The organism is Marivirga aurantiaca (assembly GCF_016679925.1).
GTDB lineage: Bacteria > Bacteroidota > Bacteroidia > Cytophagales > Cyclobacteriaceae > Marivirga > Marivirga aurantiaca.
Genome location: NZ_JAEQBW010000001.1, coordinates 1,101,411 through 1,127,069, shown reverse-complemented (window position 1 = coordinate 1,127,069; position 25,659 = coordinate 1,101,411). Strand labels below are relative to the sequence as shown.

Sequence of the window (25,659 nt, the reverse complement as noted above, 5' to 3'; positions counted from 1 at the left end):
TAAACATCATAGTAATTTAGCTTACAGGTTTTAAAAGGTGACATTAAGCCCCATCATTAAAGAGCGTGCCTGCGGGTAAATACCGCGGTCAATGCTAAAAACCCCACCTCCAATTTCAGGATCATAGCCTGTGTAGTTAGTGAATGTGAATAGGTTTTCAGCCATTACATAAACCCTGGCTTGTTGCATACCTGCTTTTAAGCTGGTGGATTGTGGTAGAGTATATCCTAACTGGATATTTTTAATCCTAAAATAATCACCTGCTTCCAAATAGAATTCTGAAGGGCGGCTGAAATTACCGTTCGGATCATCATCATTAAGTCTTGGATAATCATTTGAAGTCCCCTCACCTGTCCATCTTCCCAGGGCTCTGCTTTGGTAATTAGCATTAGGGATATCCAACCTTCTTAGTCCTTGAAAAATTTGATTACCCGCTACGCCCTGACCAAATATTGTCAGATCAAAGTTTTTATACTCTGTTCGTATAGTTAAGCCAAACGACCAATCCGGTACCGGACTGCCTAAAAAATCGCGGTCAGCTTCGGTAATTTCACCGTCATTGTTATTATCGGCCCACTTAAAATCACCAGCTTGTGCATTAGGTTGTATTAAGGCACCTTCAGAGTTTACATAAGCAGCCACTTCTTCCGGAGTTTGGAAGACTCCCAGAATTTCATACCCATAAAAGGAGTTAACAGCTTGGCCAACTGCTGTTCTGGTAATTGGTGCACTGCTGGCCTGAAAGGACTGTCCTCCATCTAAAAACTCAACACCCTCACCCAAATAGGTTACCTTGTTTTGCAGGTAAGATACATTACCATTCACACTAAGATTTAAATCACCTATACTTTTACGATATCCTAACTCCAATTCAATACCACTATTTTCCATTGTACCTACATTGGAAGCAGGATTTGAAATTGCCCCTACGTAGCCCGGAATACGCGGATTTTGCAAAATACCTTCAGTAATCTTCTTATAGATATCAAAAGTAAGATCAAAATCGGTGAAAACAGTTGCTTCAAAACCTACATTCATTTGTGTGGTTTCTTCCCACTTTAAATCTGGATTTGCAGGAGCATCGGGGCTGTAACCGATTGTGTACCCATCAGGAGTTGTACCTATTTGATAGTTTCTTCCACCACTGATGGTTGAGATATAAGCAAAGTCACCAATGTTGTCGTTGCCAACTACACCATAACTACCTCTCACTTTAAGAAAGTCAACAATTCCATTATCAACCCAAAAATTCTCCGATGAGGTTACCCAACCTAAAGAAGCAGATGGAAAGAAACCGTATTTATTATTAGTTCCGAAACGGCTGGAACCATCTCTTCTTATGACTGCTGTCATCAGGTATTTTTCATCATAATTATAGTTAATTCTGGAGAAAATGGAGCTGACGGTGTGAGGTGCATTTTCATAACCTCCGGGATTGGTAGAAGCTACAGGTACATCATAGTTAAGAGATGCATCATCAAAATTGTCTACGGGGATATCAAAAACGGTAAGACTCACACCATAAGCAAAATTATCGCGGTACGCGCCCTGACCTACCAACACATTCAAATTATGATTACCAAACTCTCTGGTATATGCCAGTGTATTCTCCAGATTATAATCTCTTCTTCTGTTGGTACTCCGATTAAAAGATGTTTGGCTAGTATTGGTAGAAGCATTCAAATAGTAGCGTGGAGTGAATGACTCTCCACCCCAAAATGCCAACTTAGTTCCAATAGTTGATCTGAAAACCAATCCTTTAAGTGGTTCCATCTCCACAAAGGCATTACCAACTATATTGTCAGACCAGCCATAATTTCCCAATCGAGTTTGGATATAGGCTAGCGGATTTGACATCTCTTGGCCTACTTGTCCTGAAATGGCATAATAAGCACCGTTAGGAGCTCGCACAGCACCTAAAGAATCCTGATTGAAAGGGGAACTGCTTAACCTGGCAGGATCAGTCTCGTAAATAGGTGTGGTTGGATCTAAATTAATGGCAGAGCTTAAAGGACCGCCAAATTCGCTGTTAGTATTTCCCAATCCTGTACTTTTTTCATAAGAGTAACCGAGATTTTGTCCAACGGTAATCCAGTCATTGATTTTATGAGTAGAATTAAGGCGTACATTATAGCGGTCGTATTGAGAAATTTCAGTGGCTACTATACCGTCTTGTCCCAGATAGCCAAAAGACAAATAAAAGGTTGATACATCGTTTCCTCCGCTAACACTCAATTCATGATTTTGTCTGCGAGCATCATTATTGAAAATAGTTTCCTGCCAATCAGTTCCTTCTCCCAACGAGGCGGGGTCTTCAAATACCACACCATCGCCTGCTGCAATAGAAGACTCATTTCGTAGGGTAGCATATTCTGTAGCATTCAACAAATTAAGCCTTCTTGCGGGGGAAGAAGTGCCGTAGAAGGCATTATAATTAACAGAAATTCTACCTTTTTTCCCTTTTTTAGTTGTTACAAGTATTACCCCGGCTGCCGCACGAGCGCCATATATAGCTTGTGAAGCTGCATCCTTCAATACTTCAATGGATTCAATATCTGACTGGTTCAGGTAGCCAATCCCTCCATTATCAACTACTACACCATCAACCACCCAAAGCGGATCGTTATTATTTAAGGTAGTAATACCTCTTACCCTGATAGTAGCACCTGAGCCAGGTTGGCCTGAATTTGAAGCAATGGTTAAACCGGAAGTTCTCCCCTGCAGTGCCTGGCCTACGTTATTAATAGGCAAGGTTTCTAAATCTTCGGAGGAAATACTACTGATAGCACCTGTAACTACCTTCTTCTTTTGAGTACCATATCCAACCACCACCACTTCCTGGAGTGTTTCAATATCATATTCCAGTTCAACTTCAATAGAGGATTGATTACTTACAGTAACTTCTGTATTTTTGTAACCGATGAAAGAAAAAACCAATACATCAGCTTTGTTTACCTGAAGAGTAAATTCTCCATTAAAGTCAGTGGTGGTTCCTTGAGCAGTGTTTTTCACCAGGACATTTACTCCCGGCAATGTACTTGAGTTTTCTGAATCCAATACTTTCCCTGTTAAGGTGACAGTTTGAGCTGTAACCCACTGAGAGCAACATAGGAGACATACAATTAAGTAAAGCTTTGTTCTCATTATTATTTAAGTTAGTTTAATAATATGTTTAATCGTTCCCACTGCAATTGCTTGCAGTTCATGGGTATAAACATATCTTAACTACTTAGCTCATCAAAAAAGAACTCTACACTTCAATTACACCACAATATTTTAGTAATACGTCATTACTACGTCAAATAAAATAACTTCATGAAATTCAGATAATTATATTTAGATAAATTATAGTAAAATCACTACATTTCAGGGAACAAGACTTGCCAATAAACAATATTATGTCTATGTTAACATATTATTTTAAGTATACTTTAGTGGATTTTAGAAATTGGTTAATCTTATTACTTACATTTTTTTGCACTGAATCATCTTTTGGTGAGCAAATTGATTCGCAAAAGGAAACTGGCACTCCCGTATTAAAGGGTTTGCCCCAGGTAGTACATTATTCCCGTCATGAGTTTAATGCAGATCCGCAATTCTGGTCAGTTTGTGAAGATAATGAAGGGGTACTCTATTTTGGTAATAATGATGGAGCAATTATTTTTGATGGGGAAAGGTGGCATAAAGTTGTACTTCCTAACAATTCCTCCATTCGCTGCCTTGCAACTGATTCAACCGGAAATGTGTATGCCGGGGGGTTTAACGAATTTGGTTTAATAAAGAAGGATTCCACAGGTCAGTTTTATTATAAATCATTGCTTGACCCGCTTAAATTTCATGATGATGAAATGGAAAACCTTTGGCAGGTACATGTTATTAAGAACACCATTATTTATAGAAGCTTTAGTAAGTTAATTGCAATTAATGGTAGTAAGATCACTAAGTTGCCCGCTAGCAGTAATTTTATAAAATCTTTTGAGGTAAATAGTCAGTATTTTGTACAGGATCAGAAAAGAGGTATTCTTAGGTTAGATATAGATAACATGAAATTTATCCCCTATTTCTCTGATGCTCAAATCCAGGGAAAGGATATCATTGCTTTTCTGGGCACCCAACAAAAAAATATTGTATTAGGAGTAGCTGCTTCCGGTGAAATTTTCCGGCTGGATCTTATCAATAAAAGTGCTACGTTATACAAACAACTGTTCAGACCTTCAGAAGTTAATAAAGTTGAGTGCGCTGTAGAAGTAAACGACAGCGTTTATTACCTGGGTACACTTAGCAGTGGTATAATTACGCTCAATGAAAATGCCTCTGTATTAAAAGATGAGCCTACCTTTGAAGATTTACAGGATAAAAGTGTCCTTAACCTTTTTGAAACCAGGCAGGGAAACATTTGGGCACTCCTAAACAATGGACTTGATTGCATTACTTTTAACTCGCCAGTTACCACCTTATTTGAAGGGGCTTCTTTGTATGATGTGTTAATTACAGGAAATGAAGCTTACTTAGCCACTAATCAGGGAATGTTCTATACCCGAAATATAAAAGAAATAAAGCCTCAATTTCAAAAGATAAAAGGGCTTGAAGGGCAAGGATGGACACTTCAAAAAATAGAAAATGATATATTAGTCGGACATGACAAAGGCTTGTTTGTAGTAGATAAAACGAAAAGTAAACAAATTGGAAATATCAGTGGAATCTGGAAAGTTGTCCCTGTAGCTAAACAAAAAGGGATTTATTTGGCTGCCAGTTACCATGGAATTTATGTAATCAGTAAAAAAGAGGGGTTGTGGAGGGTAGATCACAAAATTGAAGGTTTTGATGAATCATCCAGAGATATTCTTGAATCAGAAATTCCCGGTACTTTCTGGGTTTGTCATGGCTATAAAGGTGTTTTTCGCATAAAAATAAATGAGGACTATACAAAAGTAGTTTCATTTGAGCATTTTACTACGCAAAACGGATTCACTTTTCCATATAGCATTAATGTTTTTGAATGGGGAAAAGAAATTGTTTTCACTTCTAATCAGGGTATTTATACTTATGAAAAGCATAAAAATCAATTTGTTCCTTATTTACCATTGAACAAAATCCTTGATTCTACTAAAAATACCAGAAAATTATTCCAGCATCAGGATAAAACATGGTTTGTACAGGACGATGAAGTAGGGTATTTTTATACAGACAATCCTGTTCTGGAAAAAGGCTATTTTCTTCAATTCAAAGGAGCTTTTAATCGTGGTATGGAATACATCCAGCCTCTTACTAATGATCATGTGCTATTAGGGACAAAAACGGGTTTATACTTGTTTGATCTTACCTACAAAAACAAGAATGAAAAAGTCCGCACCTTTATTACCGGTGCCCGATACCTTACTGATCAGAAAGAAAACTGGTTGCCTTTGCATGCTGAAAATCCTGTTAAACTCCCCAACAGCACCTACTCATTGCGCATAGATTTTGCTACTCCGAAAATGCAAAATGATGCAGATATTCAATATGCCTATAAGCTGGATAATGTTGACAAGGATTGGTCTGCCTGGCAGTTTGCATCCTATAAAGAATATTCACATTTGAGACCTGGGAAATATGATTTTCAGGTAAAGAGCAGAAGTTTGGTGGGAACTGAGGGAGACATCGCCAGTATCTCTTTCGAGATAGTTCCATTATGGTATCAAACCCAATGGATGATGTTTATATTTATTTTAGCAGCTATTTTTCTTATAGCAGTTACCATTAAGTTAGTGAGGAAAAAGATTGAACATGAAAATCGAAAAGCACAGGCAGAGGTACAAAAATCGAAGAAGCTATTAGAGCTACAATTAGCTCAAATGAAGCTGAAAGCTGAGAAAGATCAAATAAATGAAGATAAATTATCGCTTCAGGAAGATGTAATTATAAAAAGTAAAGAGTTGGCCAATTACACTATGTTACTGGTGAAAAAGAAGGATATTTTTGCCGAAATAAGAGAGGATATCATTGAACTAAGGGGGTTGGTGCGTAATGACAACTCCAAAAAGAAGCTTCAAAAAATGTTTGGAAAGCTCAACCGGCATTTAATAGGTGAAGAATACCTACATGTTTTTGAAACAAATTTTGAACAGGTTCATAAAGATTTTTTTAAAAATTTAAAAGAACATTATCCTTGTTTGACTTTAAGAGAATTGCGGTTGTGTGCATTTATTAAGATGAACCTTACGAACAAAGAAATATCACCACTGCTTAATATTTCCGTGCGGGGAGTGGAAACTGCGCGATACAGAATCCGTAAAAAGTTGAACCTTGAGCATGAGAGTAATTTCTCAGAGTTTCTTGAGTCCATAGCCCAAGAAAAGAATTCAGATAAAGAGTCTCACCTGCTGTTGTAGTTTAAATTTAAAGACCTTTCAAGTACAAGTTTTTCATTGGCTAAGGGGAACTTTTCAGTGCTGAAATAGCATAACACAATGAAGAAAGCATATAATAAAAGCCACTAATACCCTTCATATCAACTTTTGTGCTTACGGCCTTGGAATGGAACGCTACTCTCTCATAAAAAAAGGAAAACAGTCGAAGGATGTGAGTGAGTTTATTTATCGATTATAACCAAAAACCTACAAAATTACTTGCCTCAACCCTACCGACTGCTTTTCCTTATGACTATATCTAAACAACGTTACTAATGCAACAACATTGCAATTATAGACAGAATAATTGTATAACGCAATTTATTTGCGTTATACTTTATGGTTGATTAAATTCAATTTTTACTAAGGGGGAGTATTTTGGGGAACTATAGTCAAAAATTATGCCAAACACATTCCGTTATAAATCCACTCTCATGTGACAGGAATGTTTATATCGTTGAGAATTTTAAGGTAATATATTTAAAGAGTAAATCAAAATTAATTATAAAAAGTGTTTCGAATAGTGATTCGATCTACCTTAAAAGGATTAAAACTCATCACCTCCAAAATCATTGTCACCTCTTTCTCCTCTTCCTTCTTTTTGTTTTTGGCTATTAAGTCTGTAATCAAAAGTTAAAGTAAAGGTTCTTGTTCTCCATTGAAATTCGGAATCATAAAAGAAATCTTCACCTTCTGTAGTACTTCTCCATTTCCTGGAATTTAGCAAGTCTCTCACATTCAAAGCAATGGTTCCTTTTTTATTTAATATTTCTTTGCTCAGGCCCAAATCTATCATATAAAAGGCTTTTCTTGTCCCCTGAGTAGATTGTTGAGGCGCACGATAAAAAGCACTTAGCTGAAAACTAACATCTTCCCAGAATGTCATTTGAGAAGTAGCTCTTGAGGACATGGTGAAAGTTTCCGCTTCAAACACTTTCCCTTCTACTTCTCCATATGTCTCAGAATAAAATACGTTTAAATTAGCATTCAATCTCCACCAATCATTTAAATCATGTGAATACGTATTTTCCAGCCCAATTGAATTCCTTTCAGCCAAATTCTGAGGTTTATGTATAGTTACAGCAACTGTCTCACCTTCAATTTCCCGGTATTCAACAGTCTGTATTCTATCCGTAACACCTGTGGTACGTCTATAGTATAAACCGCTATAGAAAGTAGCATCCTTGAAATTATTGAGTAATCCTATTTCATAAGAATCGGTGAATTCCGGTTGTAAGTTAGGATTACCTATCCTTATATTTCTATCATCATTGAAATTTGAGAAGGGGTTCAATTCTCTAAACCTGGGCCTGTCAAATCTTCTGCTATAACTGGCCTGCAATGTGTTTAATTTATTAAATTTATAGGTCAAAAAAAGACTTGGAAACAAGTTTAAGTAATTTTGAGTGTTTACAGTATCTGTTGTAACCAATTCAGTTCTAACATCAGTTAGCTCGGTTCTTAAACCTACCTGATAAGTAAACTTGTCAAATTCACTATTATAGATAGCATACAATGCATGAATATCTTCATTATAGATGAATTCATTTGTGAAATCAGTAAGGTTCTCAAAACTTCCATCCTGCTGTTCCTGCTCCACTAAATAATCATTTGTAATAGTTCTTAGAGTACTTCTCCAGCCTACCTCTAAGGACCTACTTTCTCCTAATGGTTTTGTATAATTGGCTTGTGCCATTATATTTTCTGAAAATTCATCAATTAATGAGCGTTGATAGATGCTATCCTCATATTGTTCTCTATCCAGGTTATATAATCTATTATATAAATCAGAATCTTCCTGTTCACTGTTATTCCTATATTGGAAATCAGCTGTTAGTTTATGGTCATCATCCCCACTAAACTTGTGCGTAAAATTTAAATCATACTCAAGGACGGATTCATCTTCTTTTTCTTCCTGTATCCTTACAGATTTTTTATATAGTTCCCTGTTTTCATCAAAATCCGAATAATAGTTGTAGCTAATATTGTCTTCGTCAGACACTCTATACAAGAATGAACCGGTAAGTGTGGTATTATCAGTAAAGCTGTAGTCTATACCGAATCTGGCATTTTGGGAAACTCCACTTCTTTCTCTTTCTCTGTCTACGTAGGTAAAATAGGCAGTACTATCTTTAGGGAAAAAGGATTGATCAATATATCCACCTCCAAAATTCTCCCTGTAAGTGACACCGTAATTACCAAATATATTAATTTTGTTTTTCCTATAATTCAGGTTGGCATTTACTCCATATATAGCCGGGTAGCCAACATTGGTACTGAAACTTCCATTTAATCCACCTTTTTTATCCTTTTTAAGAATTATATTGATAATCCCCGCATTGCCTTCTGCTTCGTACCTGGCAGATGGATTAGTAATTACTTCTATACTTTCAATCATATCGGCCTGAATTTGACGCAAAGCAGAACCACCGCTAATGCCCACCAAACCAGAAGGCCTCCCGTTAATTAATATGCGAACATTTCCGCTTCCTCTTAAGGAAACATTGCCTTCTACATCTACTGTTACACTTGGCAGGTTATCCAAAATGCTCTCAGCACTTCCGCCTATATTGCTCAAGTCTTCACCTACATTAAAAACCCTTTTATCAAGCTTCATTTCCATTTGTGGTTTTTTAGCAACCACTTCTACTTCAGATAACTGATTCACATCCTCCTGCAAGCTCATTTTACCCAAATCTGTAACACTTTTATTGGCATCTATCGGTAAGCTCACTGTTTTATAGGAAACAAACTGAATTCGAAGGATATACTCCCCTTGCGGAACTTGTAATTGAAACGTACCATCATCCGGTGTAACCATTCCTGTTATCAGGTTTTCCTGCTCATCAAAGAGGCTCACATTGGCATAGGCCAATGGCTCATTGGTAGCCTGATCAACTACTTTTCCCTTGACAGTAGTGTTCTGGGAAAAAGCCATGTTGATGGTTAGAAAGCTTATAATGACTAATAAATTATATTTAATAATACAAGACTTTATCATTCCGTATAAAAGGTTTAATTGATTATGTTATTACAAAAATAGGATTGAATTCTGAAGACAATTTGAACTACCTAAAATTGATCCTTAATATATGTTCTTCCTCAAGGCATTTATATTCTACACCCATATTGCTGACCTGACAAATTTTCCGGATAATTGAAAGGCCAAGTCCCAGAGAGTTGGTTTTGTTATTGCCCTTTTTAAATCTGTCAAACAATTTATCAGGATCTGTTTTAAGTGGGATACCGGAATTTTTTATCTCCATGAGTTCATTATTTAAACTGATAGAGATATAACCTTGAGATACAAGATTATGTTTAACCGCATTTTTCAAAAGATTATTAACCAGGATTTCAAAAAGGACCGTATTGGTAACAATCACTACATTATCTTCAATAGAAACATTTAGCTTTAAGCCTTTAAGGTGTATTAGCTCTTTGTAGTCCTCCAATATATCCTCTAAAAGATTGCTACAATTGATTTCTTCCATGTTTTCAAATTCACGGTTGTCAATTTTAGCCAGGAGAGTAAGCATATTCCCCAGTTTAGAAAGGTTATTGATACTTTTCTGTGCTTCTTTTACCAATAGATGTTGATTTTCATCTAATTGGGTGTCTTGTAGAATTTCAAGTTTACCTTTGGCAACACTTAAAGGTGTTTGAATTTCATGTGAAGCATTTTCTGAAAATTCCTTTAATGACTGATAATCATTCCTGATTTTGGAAGACATATTTTCCACAAAACTATTCAGCCTTTGAAATTCTTTTGTTCCTGTTTTAGGTAAAACAATGGCTTCATTTTCTTTAATGTCAAAACCCTGTATAGATTCAAGTGTCCTCTCAAAAGGGATTAGCAACTTTTTTGAAAGAATCCACCCCATGATTAATACCAATGCCAGCAATATCAGATAGGTCTTGAAAAGGGACTCAACAATGCCATCTATGATATCATCTTGCTCAATAATAATATCATATAAGGTAATTTGATAGTATCGCCCTTCAATTTTTTTACCTACCTCCAACTTATTATGAAGTTCCGGGCGCTCCAATGTACTGTGGTATACTATAGTATCTGAAAATATAATATTATCGGTTTCAATAGGCTTTGAGTGAGGTAATATGATTACTTTATCCCTAATTATGGGTCTTTTTGGCTGTTTCTTCGTTATGAACCTTTCAGTTGACCTTAGTCTTTCCATTAAAAACCATTGCTCTTCTTTTTTTATTTCATTTCCAATAATTTGGTAGGTCATCATGCCTCCAATCAGGAATACTATAAAAGATACTCCCAGAAATATTAGAATAATTTTATTGATTAATCGCATAGCTTAAAAGGATTTCAATTTATAGCCTACCCCATATACAGTTTCTATTACATCCAATTGACTGATTTTTTGGATTTTCTTTCTTAGGTTTTTAATATGCTGGTACACAAAATCGAAGGAGTCTGCCTGGTCAATGTAATCACCCCAAAGATGCTCTGCAATATTTTGTTTGGTTAATATCCGCTTTGAATTTGTCGCAAAAAACAGCAACATTTCATACTCTTTTTTTGTCAGTTCGATTAACTGTTTTTTACAGTGTACTTCATGTTTATCTGTGAGAATAACGATCTCCCCTATGGAAATACTGTTGTTTCCCTGGAGTTTTCGGGTTCTATATATGGCCTTTAACCTGGAACTCAGTTCTATCAGGTGAAAAGGTTTAGCCAGGTAATCATCAGCCCCGGCATCAAGGCCTCTTATTTTATCATCAAGGGAATTTTTAGCGGATAAAATCAATGTGCCCACATTTTTTTGATTGGCCCGTAGTGAATAAAGTAAATCCATCCCATAGCCATCAGGAAGCATTAAATCAATAATGACTAAATCATACTCAAAAGAAGCTATCTTATCTGTTGCCGTAAAAAAATCATAAGCGCAACTTACTTGAAAATCCTCCTTTTGGAGATAATCTTTAATATTTTTTGATAATTCTATTTCGTCTTCTACTACCAGTACTTTCATTCCGATGAGGGATACGTTTATTGTAGACAATATTCAATTATCTACTCACATTCAAGTATAATAAATTCTATTTTTTTATAAAATGCCTATAAAATCTACTACAGCTTTAATTCGAAAAATTGAATTTATCAAAAATATGATTGAATTTTGAGGAAATTCTGAAGTACTATGCCGTCATTGTCTTCAACGAGGATAATTGAGTAACAGGCAATCGAATAATTATTTCTGTTCCCTCCCCCACTTTTGAGCTGAACATGATATTGCCTTTAAGTTTCTGAATCATATTCTTTACTATATACAAACCCAATCCTGATCCTTCCTTACTCTGCTCTCCCCTATAAAACATTTCAAAGATTTTATCATGTTGGTCAGCGGCTATTCCTATTCCATTATCTGCAATGGAAATTTCAAGCATGTCATCAGAAATTTTGGAAGAGATAATTACACGGGGGTTCTCTTTGCCAGGATCTTGATATTTAATGGCATTCGAAATCAAATTATTCAAAACCACTTCCAATCGGGGTTTGTCCAGCAATAAGGTATGATTGACCTGTGTTTTCCTGGTGATTTCAATGTTACTGACAGAATCTACATAATTATTGTTTTCTACAATATCATGAATTAACTCATTTAAATTCACTTCTGTCTTCTCTACCTGGGTACGTGTATTTCTTGATATAGCAATTACTTCTTTGATGAACTTAGTAAGTCGTTGAATCCGGTCTTCAATCCTACCAAAATAATCCATGGCCTTATCTTCCTTAACTTCATATTTGGCAATATTGATTAAGCCTAAAATAGAGGAAAGGGGTGCTTTCAAATCATGCGAAGCACTATATACAAAATGGTCGAGTTCTTCATTGGCTTGTTTCAAATCAAGGTTTTTTTGCTTCAGCTCTATTTCTGCATCTAACCTCACCTGTTCAATTTGCCTATTAATGACATCAATATTGTACATAGAAAAAACCATGATGAAAACAGATATGGCGAGATTGACATAAAATGAGGATTCAACAGACAATCCATCAGTAACATTATATTGTCCAAATGGCTGGTAGTGGGTTATTTCCAGAATTGCAAGTAATGAGATGGCAAAAGCTGCCGTACCATATTTAAAGATTCTTTGCTCATTATTAAAAATCAGGAAAATAATTGTGAGAATGGGAAAGAATAATAAGTAAACACCGATTTCTTTAGGTATAACAGCAGCATAAAGAAATAAAACGGTTGTGCCTAGCACTGTAAAAACCAGTTTGGCAGGCATATGCTTATGCTTTTCATTTAGGATCAACGCTGTTAAAGGAATCAGCAGAACAATCAAATCCAATAAAATGGCTACGTAGTTAATATAAATGGTATCATTAACTATCTGGATTAAGCAGGCTATAATTGCAATAATAGAAAATTGTGAAAGGAAGATATTAGGCTTTTGCTGCAAAGTTTTATCAATTCCTGACCAATTATATAGTTTGAAATATTTAAACACCCCCCTATTTTTCTGATTATTTAATCAAAATAGTAAAAAACCGGGAGAATTCTATAAAATTTTATTTTTTTAAATCCTAAAGTACCAATGGAGGGTAAAACCTATCAAAAAAGAAGATATTTGAGGTCTTTTGAAAAACCTACACAATTATTTCCACTCATTTTAGAACAGAAAAAGAGCCTTTAATTTTTATTTAAAGGCTCTCAGAATAGACCAAAAAGCAATAGCTTGTTCTATAAATTATTGACATGAGGTTTCATTGATAAAAACATGGGAGGCAAATTCTCTCCAATCTTTATCTTTTTTATCCAACTCATTTAAGGATGGGCAGTCCTTGAACAATTCATCAAAGTGTTTTTTAGTGTACTTCCCCTTTTCCACCAGAACAGTTTCGCCCCCATAAGCTACTACATAGGTTTTAGCATTTCCTCCGGCAATGGTCATTCCACCCATGCCTACCGAAGCTGTTTTTTTTCCAGGATAGTCATACACCTTTATGGCATTATCAAATCCTGCATTGAGGAGTTGTACCAATCTGTATTTATTCTTTTTACCCGGCCATTTTACGGTGTGGTAGTAAATATATTCCCTATCCACAGATTCATCAAAATTGGCATTTGACATTTTCTGCAGACTTGAAGTTTGTTCAGATAGCATAGCCATTTTGCCCCAACCGTCCATTTTAACTCTCAAAGATTTTACCTCTTCCGCCTTAAAGCGTGTGACATCACCTGTAGTTTCATCTTTAATACGGAAACTCATCAGGCCTTTTCCTCCAAACATGGCTGTCCGTATATCTCCTTCAATTACTTTTCCATCTGTTGTTTCAACTTTTGCATCTCCGGTCAAGGTATTTACAGGTGTGAGAAATTGTTGTGCATTTAACGCTCCAACGTTAAGGGCTAAAGCAAATGAAAAAGAAAGGATTGTTGTTTTGATTTTATTCATGATGTTAAATATTAAGTTTAAGATAATTAGAATATACACTAGTGCCTTCCTCAACTATTACACCAAAAAAGAGGAAGCTGGATCATAATTCCCCAATTTATTTGGACCTCCTATATCACTGAAAATAAATACTTTTCGCAAAAGCACAACTTAAGGATCAAATGATTCAGAAAAAATAATTAAAAAGGAATATTTATTCAATTAAAAGTACCATTTTTGCCTAATGAATCGCTTTTTTCTTCTTCTGTTACTTTCACTTGCAACCATTACCTCCATACTCGGGCAAAGTAAATATTATTATTTTACAGAAACAGTCATTAAACCCGAAGTGGAAGTTGTTCCTAAACTCAATAACATGAGTGTGGAAGAAATTATCAAGATGCCCCGCCTTACTTTCTCCATAATTGATAGTATACATGATATTGATCCTAAAATGGTTTATTGGTTAAAATTTGATTTCACTGAATTTATTCACTTATTTGATCAATATGACACTATCTACCTGGTCACTATTAATTTTGACAATGCATATTTTTTCAAACAAATGGACAATTCTATTGTCAAACAGAGGATGGGGTTAAACACAAAGCCAAGCTATAAAAGTGCTTTAATTACCCGCTCATTTTTTCCCATTAGGAAAATTGAATTGATCAACGATAGATATATTATAGTAAAAGTTACCGAAATTTTTGGAAGAAATAATTGGAGGCAAATACCTTTTTACCTTCATCACAATAAGCATCAGATTTCACAAGAAAATAAAGTTTTACCAGAGCTAGTTACCCCACGGTTTTATGCCTATTTGTTTTCAGGACTGGCAATTGGTTTTTTTTTACTAAATATACTGATTTACTTCAACTCAAAAAATAAAGTTTACTTATACTATAGCCTGTTTATTTTCTTTCAGGCTTTTTATTATTTAAGACTGACAACAGCTTTACATGGCTTCTGGGAATATTACTTTCCCTTATTTTTCAGGATTTTAATTCCTCTATCCCAGATATTGATCAACTTAACTTACCTCCTGTTCATTAAGGCGTTTCTGAATATGAAACAGGATTATCCATTTCTCAACAGATTAATCGCTATTTTAATATATATATTAAGTGCCCTAATACTGACTGAGATTATTTTATTGGTAAGCACTCCTAATTCGGCATACCAACCCTTTATAATGAATGCTCATCGCTTGCTGATGACACTATTCACAATATTTGGAGTCTTTTATTTATATCTAAATAAAAAATCAAACTTTGTTTATTTCGTGATTATTGCCACCTTAATTTTTCTCAGTGGTGCGCTTATTACTTTATTTACTGGTTCTATTGAATATATGATTTTGTGTGCCGGACTGGAAAGTATAGTTTTCGCCACAGGTTTGGCGTATAGAATTAAAGCCATGTATGATGAGAAATACAATATAGAGAAAGAAGCCTCCTACTTGAGCCAAAGTGTATTAAGAGCCCAATTGAATCCACATTTTATATTTAATTCCCTAAGTTCTATACAATACTTAATTAGCTCGGATGACAAATGCGGGGCGCTAAAATATTTGGGTAAATTCTCACATCTTGTAAGGCAAATTCTGGAAAACTCCATTGAGCTAAATGTTTCTTTAAAGAGAGAAATTGAATTACTTAAACTCTATTTGGAACTCGAATCTCTTCGCTTCAATAATTCATTTCATTTTGAATTTGATATTGATAATAAACTGGACACCGATAACCAGGAGATTCCTTTGTTCCTCATTCAGCCTTATGTAGAAAATGCTATTATACATGGTCTATTACCAAAAAAAAACGGCACTAAAACATTAACTATTATTTTTATAGATGCTCCTGAACACATCCAATGTATTATTAGGGACAATGGAATTGGAAGAGAAGCAGCCTCTTTGATAGAGAAAGTGAGACACTACTTACCTAGAGGACTTTCTGTTTCAGAAAAAAGAATACAAATATTAAACAAGAATAAATCTTTAAAAACAAGTGTGATATTTGAAGACTCACCTAATGGAACAACTGTAAATATTATTATACCTAAAATATAGGGAAATGGACGTTATAATTATTGAAGACGAACTCAAAAGCAGAGAAAATTTAAAATTACTATTAAACAAGTTTTGCAAAGATATTACCGTACTTGACATGGCTCATGATGTTTCATCTGCCATCAGCATAATAGAAACATATAATCCGGACTTAATTTTTCTGGATATAGAGTTACAAACAGGTACAGGCTTTGAAGTCTTGCAAAAAATTAAAAAGCGGAATTTTGAAGTCATATTCACCACCGCCTTTGAACAATATGCCTTAAAAGCAATTAAATTTAGTTCGATTGATTATTTATTGAAGCCGATTGACCTGGAAGAATTACAACAGGCTATAGCTAAGGTCAGACTAAAGAAAGACAAAGAGCATTATAAAGAAAAGCTAGAATTGCTACTTCGAAATATTTCCGAACAACCCAACGAGAAAAGCAAAATTTGCCTTGCTACAGGTGATGGACTTGAGTTTATAGCAATAAAAGATATAATCTATTGTGAAGCTAGTGGCTCATATACTAACTTTCATTTAGTGGATAATAAAAAACTGATGGTAAGTAAAAACCTTAAAGAATATGAACACCTTTTTGAAAACCACCAATTTATGAGAGTACATAATAGCTTTTTAGTGAATCTTGAGATGGTGAAAAAGTTTATAAAGTCAGAAGGAGGCTACATTTTAATGAAAAATGATGCACAAATCAGTATTTCTCAAGGAAAACGGGATATATTTCTTTTGAAAATGTCACAACTAAGATAGCTTGCTCTATAAATAGTTTCTCCTCAGCACCATTTAATATTTTGGGCTATTCAAGAATCAAACCGATACCATCATTCATCAAACAGAATAGCTTATCCATCAATCATCCTATCATGATGACAAAAACTCATTATAAATTGCATCATAATTAAACTTAAAATAATAATATTATGAAAAAGGGATTACTTAAAGCAGGCTTTCTGCTTACAATAAGTTTATTACTAATTACAGGGTGTGCGGAAGATGGTGAGCCAGGCCCTAAAGGAGATCCGGGAATTGAAGGTGAGCAAGGTGAAAAAGGAGATAAGGGAGAGCCCGGGACAGCTAATGTAATTTATTCTGAATGGATAGAGACGCCTTGGGATGATGCTTTGGCAACCTCTAAAGTAGGGATTTTAGCAGAAAATATAAATTTTGACAGAGATAAGGATGTAGTGCTAGTGTATGGAGAGGATGGTTTAGCTACAATATTACCTTATCTTGATACTAATATTGGTGATTATTATACATTCGTATTTGCTGAGGGCTCCATTCTACTTTCAGCAGCATCAATATCAGGAAACTTAAGAAAATTCGATGTATTTAGCTCATACAGATATATTATAATACCCGGAGAACAAAGTACTTCTTCACGCACAAATACCAAATCTCCGGATTATACTGACTATAAAGCCACAATGGCATACTACAATATTCCTGAATAATAATTAGGTGTTTTTTTCTATCAGGAAGGCCCTTTCCAATTATTTTGGAAGGGGCTGTTTTTTTATAAAGTTTAAGATTCATCCTAAAGAGGAATAATTCAGAATACTTTGAGGCAAACACTCCATTTTAAAATTCAAAATGCCTTAATTTGTGTTTTTAATCTGATTGATCCCAAAAGATGGCGTTAAAAACATTCGTAAAAATTTCTGAAGTAAATAATTTAAGTGATGCCCGTTATTGCGCTGGCATGACTGTTGATTTAATGGGTTTTTCATTGGTAGAAAGCTCTCTTTCTTATGTAAATCCTGCGAATTTCATGGAGCTTACAGGATGGGTTTCCGGAGTTGATTTTGTAGGAGAATTTGGAGATGCAAGCGAAGAGGAAATTAAAAAATCTTTACCCGAGTATGAAATCCACTATATACAAACGGATAACCCGGCTATTCTTCCACAGCTTACTGATATTCCTCAAAAATTGATCTTAAGATTTAATGTAGATGTTATACAGGATGCCAATAAAATTACTGAGATCATGGAAAAAAGTTCCGGCCTTGCCACTTATTTCCTTTTTGAATCAGTTAAAGGAATCCATTACAAAGAACACATTTTAAATCAGGTTTTAGATTGGGCGAAAGATTTTCCCATCATTCTGGGGTTTAATGTGTCAGAGGAAAATGTGTTACAATTAACTCAGGAAAATGCTATCAAAGGAATTTCCTTAAAAGGTGGAGAAGAAATCAGGCCGGGATTTAAGGATTTTGATGAATTGGCTGATATTTTAGAAACTCTTGAGATTGATGATACTATTGAATAAGTCTCATTAAGAATAAGACTCAATAGTTCTACTCTATTCTTCTTAAGTTGAACTCTTACTACTCTCTCAACCCTCTATAATATAATTTGGAAGTTTATCTTTACACCAAATTTTGAAATATTGGGATTGTCCAGATAAGTAAGTCTATGATAAAAATCTACCCGGATCACTTTAAAGATGTTTTCTATTCCATAACCTAATTCCACATAAGGCTTTTCATTTAGTGTTAGGAATCCATTTTCTGTGCCCAATTCTTCCCCTGCCAACTTTTTGTTTTCAGAAGACATGCCACCATAAACCACATTTGTAATACCCACCAGTCGCCAATTCAACTTTTTCAGGAGGGGAACATTGTTGAGAATAATACCTTCAAAGTAATGTGTATATTTCATAGAAACATATGAGTCACTTACAAATTCATAAAAATTCATGAGGTTAAAAGCTGCGCCTGAAAAGAAATATCCTTCATTCCCAGTATGTACTTTCAATAGTGGGTAAGGGACAGTTGAAAACATTCTGCCGGCTTCCATATTTAATTTACCCAGGCCAATACCGTCATATGTAATAAAATAGGACATTCCTGCTGTCAACTGATGATAATTAAAATCTCCATCCAACAAACCTTTGATCCCTGCATTATATTTCAATGTTAATACCGGCCACGAGTTTCTTCCTACAACCAACTTTCTGTTGCCATCGATCAAAAACTTCTCCCCTTTTGCATATCTTATACCAACACTTAATTCACTTGTTTTAAAAGTGCTTTGAAAACCTGTTGAATCCATACTGTTTTCATAGAATCCAAAGTCAAAGTCAGGGTGTATATCAGATGTTTTAATGCCAGTTTCAACTGACAGGCCATTTCTGATGTCACTTTTAAAGTTCAATTGATTAGTTCTATTATAGTAGGGTTTGATCAAGGTTCCAAATCTGGAAGAAGCATAGAAAAACGGATTATCATCCGGATTTACATCCTTTAGTCCCAGTTGGTTAAGGTCATAGGTATGTGTGTAGTTAATAGTTCTCCAGGGTGCCCTTGATAGAATATGAGTTAAGGAAGCTTTATATTTAAATTCACCATCACGTTCACCAAATCCAAGGTATGCATCCAATTCCCACTTGTTGCTTAATAAATCATTAGTACGCCCTCCAATTTGGATCCTACTTCCCTCAACATCATTGTAAGTATACAAATACGGATACGGACCCACATCCAATTTTCCCCATTCAAAATAGCCCGTCAAACCAAACTCAAGCAAATCCTCATAAGTCTTCACCATTCTGATATCCCTGATATCGTCAATCATACTGGAAATCTGTTGGTTACCTTCATTTAAAGGCACATGTCTTTTCTGTTGCCAAAACTCCTCTTCAGCCAAAATTGGCTTTGGTAAAACCTTCACAGGTACATCAAAAAAATCTTTAGGTTTGGGATCTATAAACGAATAATCCTGATAGGATAAATTGAATTGTACGTACATTCCAGGATATACTCCCAAAATTGGATCTACATCCAGTTTAACATTAACGGTTTCAGGCAGTAAAACGTTATTGTCCTCAAAAAGCACCATCTCCTGATCAATTTGCATTCCGGAGAGGTAATTGATGTTAGTATTTTCCGTAATATTGGCATTGATGCTCTTTAGCGCATATGTTCCTTTCTCAATAAGCATTTTACCAATAAATGCCAGGTTTTTTTTGTTTTTTGGCTCAAATTCAATCTGATAATAAATATTACCCTCTATTTCAATGGAGTCGGTCAATTCGTAATCATAATACAATTTCCACCCATTAGCCAAAGGTGATACAAATTGTTTCCCAAACAACTCCATCCAATCATCGTAAAAATCATATTTTTGAAAAGCAGACCCTACAAATTGTTGTGCAATAGAATTATCCCCCACTAAAATCCCTTTGATATTACTATTGATTACTTCTTCCTTACTCAATTGAGGATTGTTTCTAAGATAGAGTTTTGAAATACTTTCCGAGAAAAAGATAGGGATCATTTTCTGTCCCTTTTTATTTCGAAGCGGGGCAATACTATCTACAGTAGCTACGATTTTTTGAATAACTTTCCTGTTTTCCAGGGTTGGAGTCATTTTATCTATATAAGCCTCAATTTTTGTGTAGCTCTCCACCTCATAAGCCTCTAATTTTTTTTCAGAATAATCTTTTTTCTTTTCAACTGCTTTCCTCATCACTTTAAAAGCAGGATTTTCTCCCGGCCTTACCAGAACTTCCTTCAAGCTGATAATATCCTGCTCTAAAAACACTTCTATTTCCGTTACTTTATTAGCAGGAACATCAATTTTCTTGCTTTTGTAGCCAATATAAGATACTACCAAAGTATCGACTGGTTTGGTGGTTTTTATTTCAAAAAAGCCTTTGATATCAGTTGTTATACCTGTTTGGGTACCTTGAAAATATACGTTAACAAAAGGTAGAACTTCTTGTGTATTTGCATCCTTTACATAACCATATACTTCTGTTTGTGCATAAATCCTGGTAGAAAGCAACAATATAATAAGGTGAATGAAAGTAATAAAGTATATTTTTCTCATTGATGGTACTATTGAATGGTAGTGCGGCTGTATTTTCCGGGAAAATACAAATCGAATATAGCTTTAGGTCTTGCGAAAAACTCTCTGATATTTACTTTAGTGGACGAATATACAGGAACTTCTTCAGCAGAAAAAGCAATGGCATCCATATCGTAATACTGACTAATATATAAAGCTCTGAAAGCATGAAATTCCTGCGTAATAATCACTACATCATTGTGGTTGAATACATTTGCACACCTGGAAATACTTTCTATAGTTCTAAAACCTGCAGTATCTATTAGTATGGCAGATTCAGGAATTCCATTATTCAATAAAGCCTTTTTCATATCATTGGGCTCATTATAATAAATGGTTCTGTTATCCCCGCTAAGCAATAACTTATTTACAGTGCCCCGATTATAAAGTTCTGTAGCAGCTTTAATTCTGTTATCAAAAAAAGAATTGGCTTCTCCTTTAATATTGTTCTTGCTGGTGCCCAGAACTAAAGCTATTTCCTTTGCGGGTACTTCAGAGAGGTCGTGATAAATTTTGTGCTTGGTTTTACTTATAATCAATACATTGGAAAAAATAGTGAATACAATTCCTAATAGCAACAAGAATATAAGTAATCTTATAATGAATTTAATCATATATTGTTTTGATCGTCAAAAGCCTTAACGAAATAATTTTGATAATAGTCAGGTCTTGCCATACATTTTTTGAGCCATGCTAAATGATATCTCGAATACACTTCAGGGCTAAACTGCCAACTGTTCACTTCTTTGTACATTCGGTGTATTAAATTATAGAGTAAAATAGCCGCTGAAACAGAAACATTATAGCTTTCAGTAAATCCATAATTGGGTATACTAATTATTTCATCTGCTATTTGCAGGGCTTCCCTACTTACTCCTTCCTTTTCATTTCCAAAAACCAAGGCTATAGGTTGGCTTATATCAATTTCTTCCATTGATTTGGCCTTTTCATTAGGACTGGTCACCAGAATTTTATATCCCTTCTTTTTCAAACTCTTTAAAGCAAATAAAGTATTACCCTCTGTTTGCTGATTATATTGATGAATATCTATCCATTTTGTAGCTCCTCTACTTACTCCTTTCCCTATTTTAAAGGGATTATTATTTTCGATTACATCATAGTGTTGTATACCCAGGCATTCCCCCGTTCGGAAAACCGCATTTACATTATGAGGATCTGTCAGATCTTCCAGTACTACACGAATGTACTCTGTTCTGTTGCTAAGTACTTGATGAATGTAATTCTTTCGTTCTTCGGATAAAAACTCGCTGTATTTCTGTATAAGAAATTGCTGTAAGTGAGTATCCATGGGTTCCACTAAAATAAATTTAACTGGTCATCATCATTTCGTAAGCTTAAATCAACAGAGTCGCCAACTTTGAAATCCTTGGAATCACTCTCTTCTTCTTCAGCTTTACCAGCAATTAAGTTGACTTTAGTTACTTCATACTGAGAGAGTTTATTCCCTATAGCTTTCCAGCCTTTCACATCTATCAGCATATCGAAATCAAACATAGCAGTCTCTTTTTCACGACCTTTTCCCTTTCTGAATTCAATTTCCAATTGCGGATCCTTTTCTGTGGTAACTACTGTTAATTCCGAATTTTTATGCTCGCTAATAAAAACAAAAGGTTTATTGAGAGTACGTGTTTCAATAAGGAATCTCTTTACGAAATAAGTTTTTGAAGCGCCATCAAAATACACACATGAGACCACTTTTTTAGGGTCAAATTTCTGAATCAGCAGGACTTTATCAGCATCAAATCGATTGGTCAGTTCATAGTTGCTCAATTCGTAGGAGCCATCTTTATTGATAACCAATATATTGTCATCTCCATGGAAAGATCCTATCAACTCTCCCCTTCCATCTGTATTCAATCTCCCTATAGACCTGTCGTAATGGATTTTAAGCCCACCAAAACTGCTTTCTCCCAACAGTTTGAACTCTATTTTTTTAACCGGATGCTTGGTTAAAATATTCCCTCCGGCTCCACGTCCCTTGATCTCCAGTTCAGCGAAATCAAAATCAAAAACCTTTACTCTTGCCCGGCAGGAATTGGAAAGTTTTACATTAATTACTTCCGCCTCACCATTAGCACGAGCTGCCAGGTACAACACCTTGGATCCTTTGCTGCCTTTTGTCAGATCATAGTCACGATCACGTGTGACAGAAAGCACCTGAAAGCGCTTTACCATTGTCCGTCCGGTTTTTCCATCCAGATAAGCTGCGTTATATACCTTTCGATCATCATTCTTCTGGAAAATATCCACATGGATTACATCTTTACCCACAAATACTTTCTCATCAATCTTCACTACTTTATAACCGCCATCCCTTCTGAAAATGATCACATCATCCAAATCGGAGCAGTCACAGACAAACTCATCCTTTTTCATTCCATAACCAATAAAGCCTTCTGCCCTATTGATATATAGTTTTTGATTGTTGGCAGCCACTGTATTGGCCGAAATGGTGTCAAAATTCTTGATTTCAGTTTGTCTTTCGCGGCCTTTACCGTATTTCTCCAATAGTTTTTTGAAGTAAGCAATGGCATAATCAGTAATGTGCAATAGATGGTGTTCAACTTCTTTCAGCTCATCTTCCATCTTGCGCATAATTTCGTCAGCTTTAAAGCTATCGAATTTGGAAATACGCTTGATTTTGATCTCTGTAAGTTTAAGAATATCATCCTGCACGATTTCTCTATAAAACTGCGGTTTGAATGGCTCTAAACCTTTATCAATTGTGGTTAAAACAGCATCCCAGGTTTCACATTCTTCTATATCCCGATAAATTCTATTTTCAATAAATATCTTTTCCAGGGAAGAAAAGAGGATTTTCTCCATCAGTTCTGCTTTCCTGATTTCCAACTCTGCCTGAAGTAAGTCGACCGTATCGGCCACATTCCTTCTCAGAATTTCATCTACCGGCATAAAAAGAGGCTTATCCTCTATAATGATACAAGCATTAGGTGAAATGGATACTTCACAATCCGTAAAAGCATATAAGGCATCAATGGTAATGTCCGGAGATTGTCCTGGTGCCAATTGCACTTCAATTTCTACATCTTTGGCAGTATTGTCCACCACCTTTTTCACTTTGATCTTGCCCTTATCATTAGCCTTGATAATAGATTCGATCAAACCGGTAGTAGTAGTTCCAAATGGAATGTCTTTTATTAATAAAACACGTTTATCACCTTCTTCAATTCTTGCTCTTACTCTTATTCTACTGCCTCTTAAGCCTTGGTTATATTCTGAAAAATCAGCCATTCCTCCTGTCGGGAAATCAGGAAATATCTCAACTTTCTTATTTTTAAGGATATCAATACAGGCATGAATCAATTCTATAAAGTTGTGGGGCAATATTTTTGTAGAAAGCCCAACAGCAATACCTTCCACCCCTTGCGCCAATAGCAAAGGGAATTTAACCGGAAGTGTGACAGGCTCCTTTTTACGTCCATCATAGGAGAGCTGCCATTTAGTGGTTTGTGGATTAAATACCACATCGAGGGCAAATTTAGATAAACGCGCCTCAATATACCTTGGTGCTGCTGAGCTGTCACCGGTGCGGATATCTCCCCAGTTCCCCTGAGTTTCTATGAGCAGATCCTTTTGGCCCAAATTCACAATGGCATCACCAATAGAAGCATCCCCATGAGGGTGATACTGCATGGTTTGGCCAATGATGTTTGCTACCTTATTGAAACGACCATCATCCATCTCTTTCATGGCATGCATGATCCTGCGTTGAACAGGCTTTAGGCCATCTTCGTTGGCTGGTACTGCACGTTCCAGAATAACATAGGAAGCATAATCCAAAAACCAGTTTTCGTACATTCCGGATACCGGGATAACGTTCGTGATTTTAGCTTTCTCTTCTCCGTTTGGTTGATTTTCGTGCTCGTTATTTTCGTTGTTTTCCTCCATTCTATCTTTAAAGGATATGTGTTTTAATCAATTCTGTATAAAATAGGGCGAATGATATCGAAATCAAATTGCCAATTAAATAATAGTCATTTGAAATGCTGGAATCATCTTTAATCCGTGTAGCAATCTTCAAAGCTGCAAATAAGGTTAAAGCCTGCGGATAGCCAAGGCATAGAGCAAAAGTCACGAAAAATCTTTCCATGATCCCCTTTAGTATACTATTCAGGCTTATATTTCCGCTATTATATTTAGCAAGCATCCAAAAAAACAGGATACTTAATAATTCCATTAAAATAATCACTCCTATAACATGGTAGGCGTTAAGCTGCATTTTTACCAATTATTTGAATCATTTCTTTTGCTGTATTATATTCTGCAATATTTAAACTCTTTTCTTTACGCCACATGGTAGAAATATCTTTTTCAAATATTTTAGCTACTTCCTTATAGTCTTTTCCTTTCAAAAACTCACTTACAATCATTCGTTCTTTTGTAGTCCATTGGCTATAAAAATAATCGTATAGCTTGAATCCTTTATTCAGCAAACTTACAATTTCTTCATTATAGCCATTGATGCTGAATCTGTTATCTCCATTTTTTACAGTTTCCAGCTGTTCCCTTGCCAGAGTCAGGCCCTCTCCCAGCATGCCGTAAGCATTATCCTGATTAATAGCTGTCTCTATTTCTCCATAATTTAAAACAAACCTAAGATTGAAATCCTTTTCAAGCAAAAGTCTATCAAATTGAAAAACCAAATTTATACCGGCCGGCAATGATTTTACAACTCCCTGAAATTCATCTCCTAAAGTAATGGTTAAAGGAGAGATAATTTCATTTGCCATCTGATCATTTACCTGTTTTACTATATTTTTAAATGCTGACATTAGTTCCGAACCATTATGATCAGAGCTTTTAATGATATCAGCCATTATTATATGAGATTTCATTTTGTAAAAATATTACAAATAATATGTTTTTGCAATTTTTTTACAATA

General features: G+C 35.2%; 17 protein-coding genes. 5 read left to right on the top strand and 12 right to left on the bottom strand.

The features are described from left to right. Positions 1 to 30: 30 nt before the first annotated feature. Positions 31 to 3,144, bottom strand: a complete 3,114-nt coding sequence (locus JKA74_RS04755; RefSeq protein ID WP_201430000.1) for a SusC/RagA family TonB-linked outer membrane protein — start codon at positions 3,142 to 3,144, stop codon at positions 31 to 33. Between the two features lie 260 nt (positions 3,145 to 3,404). On the opposite strand from JKA74_RS04755, the gene JKA74_RS04750 reads away from it, so the two are divergent. Then, positions 3,405 to 6,371, top strand: coding sequence for a triple tyrosine motif-containing protein (locus JKA74_RS04750; protein ID WP_236587501.1), 2,967 nt, complete (start codon positions 3,405 to 3,407; stop codon positions 6,369 to 6,371). Positions 6,372 to 6,936: 565 nt separating this feature from the next. Here JKA74_RS04750 and JKA74_RS04745 read toward each other — a convergent pair. The 5 genes from JKA74_RS04745 to JKA74_RS04725 form a co-directional block, all read right to left on the bottom strand. Then, complete coding sequence (locus tag JKA74_RS04745; RefSeq protein ID WP_201429998.1) at positions 6,937 to 9,390, bottom strand: TonB-dependent receptor domain-containing protein; 2,454 nt, start codon at positions 9,388 to 9,390, stop codon at positions 6,937 to 6,939. A gap of 67 nt (positions 9,391 to 9,457) precedes the next feature. Beyond that, complete coding sequence (locus JKA74_RS04740) at positions 9,458 to 10,714, bottom strand: sensor histidine kinase (RefSeq protein WP_201429997.1); 1,257 nt, start codon at positions 10,712 to 10,714, stop codon at positions 9,458 to 9,460. A gap of 3 nt (positions 10,715 to 10,717) precedes the next feature. Then, positions 10,718 to 11,395: a response regulator transcription factor gene (locus JKA74_RS04735; RefSeq protein WP_201430185.1), complete on the bottom strand. Its 678-nt coding sequence runs from the start codon at positions 11,393 to 11,395 to the stop codon at positions 10,718 to 10,720. Positions 11,396 to 11,561: 166 nt separating this feature from the next. Beyond that, on the bottom strand, positions 11,562 to 12,881 hold the full coding sequence (locus JKA74_RS20940) for a sensor histidine kinase (RefSeq protein WP_201429996.1): 1,320 nt from the start codon (positions 12,879 to 12,881) through the stop codon (positions 11,562 to 11,564). 240 nt (positions 12,882 to 13,121) lie between these two features. Further along, complete coding sequence (locus JKA74_RS04725; RefSeq protein WP_201429995.1) at positions 13,122 to 13,829, bottom strand: hypothetical protein; 708 nt, start codon at positions 13,827 to 13,829, stop codon at positions 13,122 to 13,124. Between the two features lie 223 nt (positions 13,830 to 14,052). Between JKA74_RS04725 and JKA74_RS04720 the strand changes: the two genes are divergently transcribed. The 4 genes from JKA74_RS04720 (at position 14,053) to trpF (ending at position 18,152) form a co-directional block, all read left to right on the top strand. Beyond that, entirely contained in the window at positions 14,053 to 15,879 is a 1,827-nt protein-coding gene (locus JKA74_RS04720) for a sensor histidine kinase (protein WP_201429994.1), read from the top strand. Positions 15,880 to 15,883: 4 nt separating this feature from the next. After that, complete coding sequence (locus JKA74_RS04715; protein ID WP_201429993.1) at positions 15,884 to 16,633, top strand: LytR/AlgR family response regulator transcription factor; 750 nt, start codon at positions 15,884 to 15,886, stop codon at positions 16,631 to 16,633. A gap of 170 nt (positions 16,634 to 16,803) precedes the next feature. Next, the gene (locus JKA74_RS04710; protein WP_201429992.1) at positions 16,804 to 17,337 is read left to right on the top strand and encodes a collagen-like triple helix repeat-containing protein; all 534 of its coding nucleotides are present in this window, start codon (positions 16,804 to 16,806) and stop codon (positions 17,335 to 17,337) included. 179 nt (positions 17,338 to 17,516) lie between these two features. After that, the gene (trpF, locus tag JKA74_RS04705; RefSeq protein WP_201429991.1) at positions 17,517 to 18,152 is read left to right on the top strand and encodes a phosphoribosylanthranilate isomerase; all 636 of its coding nucleotides are present in this window, start codon (positions 17,517 to 17,519) and stop codon (positions 18,150 to 18,152) included. Between the two features lie 74 nt (positions 18,153 to 18,226). Here the strand turns inward: trpF and JKA74_RS04700 are convergent, their stop codons facing one another. The 6 genes from JKA74_RS04700 to JKA74_RS04675 are packed head-to-tail and all read right to left on the bottom strand — an operon-like array spanning position 18,227 to position 25,611. Beyond that, entirely contained in the window at positions 18,227 to 20,716 is a 2,490-nt protein-coding gene (locus JKA74_RS04700; RefSeq protein WP_201429990.1) for a DUF5686 and carboxypeptidase-like regulatory domain-containing protein, read from the bottom strand. A gap of 8 nt (positions 20,717 to 20,724) precedes the next feature. Then, positions 20,725 to 21,348 (bottom strand): SanA/YdcF family protein, encoded by a 624-nt coding sequence (locus tag JKA74_RS04695; RefSeq protein WP_201429989.1) that lies wholly within the window; start codon positions 21,346 to 21,348, stop codon positions 20,725 to 20,727. Beyond that, positions 21,345 to 22,043 carry a TrmH family RNA methyltransferase gene (locus JKA74_RS04690; protein ID WP_201429988.1) on the bottom strand — a complete coding sequence of 233 codons (699 nt, stop codon included), beginning with the start codon at positions 22,041 to 22,043 and terminating at the stop codon, positions 21,345 to 21,347. The genes JKA74_RS04695 and JKA74_RS04690 overlap by 4 nt, the downstream gene beginning before the upstream one ends. Positions 22,044 to 22,051: 8 nt before the next feature. Continuing rightward, on the bottom strand, positions 22,052 to 24,664 hold the full coding sequence (locus JKA74_RS04685) for a DNA gyrase/topoisomerase IV subunit A (RefSeq protein ID WP_201429987.1): 2,613 nt from the start codon (positions 24,662 to 24,664) through the stop codon (positions 22,052 to 22,054). Between the two features lie 7 nt (positions 24,665 to 24,671). Continuing rightward, a complete protein-coding gene (locus tag JKA74_RS04680) occupies positions 24,672 to 24,995 on the bottom strand; it encodes a hypothetical protein (RefSeq protein ID WP_201429986.1) in 324 nt (107 codons plus the stop codon). Continuing rightward, positions 24,985 to 25,611, bottom strand: coding sequence for a SatD family protein (locus JKA74_RS04675; protein ID WP_201429985.1), 627 nt, complete (start codon positions 25,609 to 25,611; stop codon positions 24,985 to 24,987). Before JKA74_RS04675 ends, JKA74_RS04680 begins: the two co-directional genes overlap by 11 nt. Between the last annotated feature and the right edge of the window lie 48 nt (positions 25,612 to 25,659).